General features: G+C 61.7%; 3 protein-coding genes and 1 pseudogene. All 4 read left to right on the top strand.

Features of this window, described 5'->3' with window-relative positions:
- The coding region (locus tag DOU50_RS00680) for an ABC transporter permease (RefSeq protein WP_148768511.1) at positions 1-667 on the top strand (667 nt) is incomplete at its 5' end.
- Positions 664-1,512: an ABC transporter permease gene (locus DOU50_RS00675; protein ID WP_148768510.1), complete on the top strand. Its 849-nt coding sequence runs from the start codon at positions 664-666 to the stop codon at positions 1,510-1,512. The genes DOU50_RS00680 and DOU50_RS00675, both read left to right, overlap by 4 nt.
- Complete coding sequence (locus DOU50_RS00670) at positions 1,512-3,119, top strand: dipeptide ABC transporter ATP-binding protein (protein WP_148768509.1); 1,608 nt, start codon at positions 1,512-1,514, stop codon at positions 3,117-3,119. Before DOU50_RS00675 ends, DOU50_RS00670 begins: the two co-directional genes overlap by 1 nt.
- A pseudogene (locus DOU50_RS00665) lies at positions 3,116-3,231 on the top strand (putative FMN-dependent luciferase-like monooxygenase); the annotation flags it as partial. The gene DOU50_RS00670 and the pseudogene DOU50_RS00665, both read left to right, overlap by 4 nt.

Genomic DNA, 3,231 nt, shown 5'->3' with positions numbered 1-3,231 from the left:
GATTGCCAGCAATCTGCCGGATACCCTGAGCCTCGCCCTGCCCGCCTTTTTACTCGCGGTACTGCTGGCGTTTGCGCTGGCCTTTGCGTCGCGCCTGCCGGGTCTGCGCTGGCTAAGTAATACCCTCCAGTCTCTGCCGGTCCTGTTTATCTCCTTACCGACGTTCTGGCTGGGGATTGCCCTCATCCAGCTCTTTTCTTTCCAGCTGCGGCTGATCCCGGTGATTAACCCGACGCCGCTGCAGGGGCTGATCCTGCCGATCGTGACCGTCGCGATCCCGATCTCCGCCCCGCTGGCACAAATCCTGATGCGCAGCCTCGACCAGGTGGCGACGCAGCCGTTTGTCGCCGTGGCCAGGGCTAAAGGGCTGAGTGAAACCGCTGTCCTGTGGCGTCACGTTACCGGCAACGCCCTGCTGCCGGTCCTGAATATTGCCGGATTGCTGCTGGGCGAGCTGATTGCCGGGGCGCTGATCACGGAAACCGTTTTTGGCCGCAGCGGGCTCGGACAGCTGACCCAGCAGGCGGTAAATAATCAGGATATCGCCGTGCTTCAGGCGGTCGTGATGATTTCCGCCCTCGGTTTTGTCCTGATCAATCTGCTGGTGGATCTGCTGATGCCTCTGCTGGATCCCCGCCTGCAAACCGTTACCGGAGGTGCATCATGAGTCTGGTCGATTACGCTGCCGCCGCGCGAAAACGCGTTCCGGCGTGGCAGGGAGTGGAATGGCAGCCCGGACTGTGGCTGGCATGGGCGGTGATTATTATCGCTCTTTTTGCCGCCGTGGCGCCCGGCCTGTTAACTCACTACAGCCCGATTGAGGGCATCGCCGGCGCACAGCGCCTGGCGCCTCAGGCGGGCCACTGGCTCGGCACCGATCAGCTTGGCCGCGATGTTTATACCCGTATTGTCTACGGTGCGTCCCACTCCCTGAGCGCGGCGCTCGCTGCCGTCACGATGGGGCTGGTGGTGGGCACCGGTCTGGGGGTCATCGCCGGGGCGTTCGCCGGACGCGTCGAGTCTTTCCTGATGCGTTTTGTCGACGTGCTATTGTCCATTCCGTCTCTGCTGCTCTCGTTGACGGTCATTATTCTGCTCGGGTTTGGCACCGTTAATGCCGCCATTGCCGTGGGCGTTGCCTCCATTGCCAGCTTCGCCCGCCTCGCGCGCGGTGAAGTGGTGCGCATCCGCCACACGGATTATGTCGAGGCGGCGTTTGGCAGCGGTGGGACGTTCCTGGCGGTGCTGTGGCGACATATCCTGCCCAATGCCTTAACCGCCGTCCTCGCCTTTGCCACGCTGCAGTTTGGTCAGGCCATCCTGGCGCTCTCCACGCTGAGTTTTCTCGGTTACGGCACCCCGCCGCCCGTGCCGGAATGGGGCTTATTGATTGCCGAAGGCCGTAACTATCTCTCTACCGCCTGGTGGTTAACCACCTTCCCCGGCGTCGTCGTCATCGCCGTGGTGCTGGCCACCAATCGTATCAGCCAACAGTTCAGCGGAGGTCGCTAATGACCGTTCTCTCAGTGGAAAATTTGACGATCAGCTACCGCACCGCACGCCAGTGGAGAGAGGTGGTGCATAACGTCAGCTTCACGCTCGGGCGAGGGGAAATGCTGGCGTTTGTCGGTGAATCCGGATCCGGCAAAACGACCACGGCACAGGCAATCATTGGCCTGCTGGCGGATAACGCCCGGCGCGATGCGGGAAAAATAGTGCTCAACGGCGAGGAGATTAGCCGGTGGTCCGCTAAACGTCTAGATACCCTTCGCGGGGCGCGAATTAGCCTGGTTCCGCAGGATCCGGGTAATTCGCTCAATCCGGTGAAGACCATCGGCGCGCAGGTCGGAGAGATTATTCAGCTACACCAGAAAGTGACCCGCGCCGAGCGCGACGAGCAGGTGCTCACCCTGCTGACAAAGGTCGGCCTGAGCCACCCCGAACAGCGCATGACGCAGTATCCCCATCAGCTCTCCGGCGGGATGAAACAGCGCGTGTTGATTGCCATCGCCATTGCCCTGCGCCCGGACGTAATCGTTGCCGATGAGCCCACCAGCGCGCTGGACGTGACGGTGCAAAAACGCATTCTCGATCTGCTGGATATCCTGCGGCGGGAATCGGGCACTGCCGTTCTGTTTGTCACCCACGATCTGGCCCTGGCCGCCCAGCGCGCGGACAGGCTGCTGGTTTTTCGCGATGGCGAAATTCAGGAGCAAGGCAGCACCGTCGATATTGTCCGTACGCCGCAGCACGCCTACACCCGTCAGCTGCTGAGCGATCTCCAGGGCCAGCGCCTGACCATTGCCCCGGTATCAGGTCTTCCGCTCGCGTCACCGGCCATTCGCGCTCGCGCCATCAGCAAACAATTTTCGCTGGGCAAAGGTCATCAGCTTCAGGCGCTGGATCGGGTGACGTTTGACGTCAGGCGCGGCAGTACGCATGCGCTGGTCGGTGAATCCGGCTCCGGGAAGACCACCCTCGCCCGTATTTTGCTGGGTTTTGAACAGGCCGACAGCGGACAGGTCATTATTGATGATATTGATGCCACCACGCTCAGCCGCGAGGCCCGTCGTCAGCTGCGCCAGAAGATCCAGTTTGTCTACCAGAACCCGTTTGCCTCTCTCGACCCGCGTCAGACGCTGTTTGACATCATCGAAGAGCCCCTGAAGAACTTTTCTCGCCTCGGTAAGGCTGAGCGAAAGGTTCGGGTGGAGACCGTGGCCCAGCGGGTTGCCCTGCCCGTCGAACTCCTGGGCCGCACCGCCCGGGAACTTTCAGGCGGACAGCGTCAGCGCGTGGCCATCGCCCGGGCGCTGATCCTGGAGCCGACCATCCTGGTGCTGGACGAAGCCACCTCGGCGCTGGACGTCACCGTGCAGGCGCAGATTCTGGCTCTGCTTCAGCAGCTGCAGCAGCAGCTGGGATTAACCTACCTGTTCATCACGCACGATCTGTCTACCGTCCGCCGGATCGCCCACAGCGTCACGGTGCTGCGCAGCGGTCAGGTAGTCGAACACGGCGACGTCGGAACCTTATTTGCATCGCCGCAGAACGATTATACCCGCGAGCTGATTGACGCCATTCCCCATTTTTCACCCGCTACGGAGGAGTTCGCATGACGCGAAAACGCCTGGGATTTTTCACCCGCCTGCTTGACGACGCCACGCCGAAGGAGCGCTATCGTCTGGCAACTGAACAGATCCGCCACGCCGAACGCCACGGTTTTGACAG

This window comes from Enterobacter sp. C6 (assembly GCF_008122455.1).
Lineage (GTDB): Bacteria > Pseudomonadota > Gammaproteobacteria > Enterobacterales > Enterobacteriaceae > Enterobacter > Enterobacter pseudoroggenkampii.
Note: the sequence above shows the minus strand (reverse complement) of the source record. Positions and strands in the feature narration are given on the sequence as shown.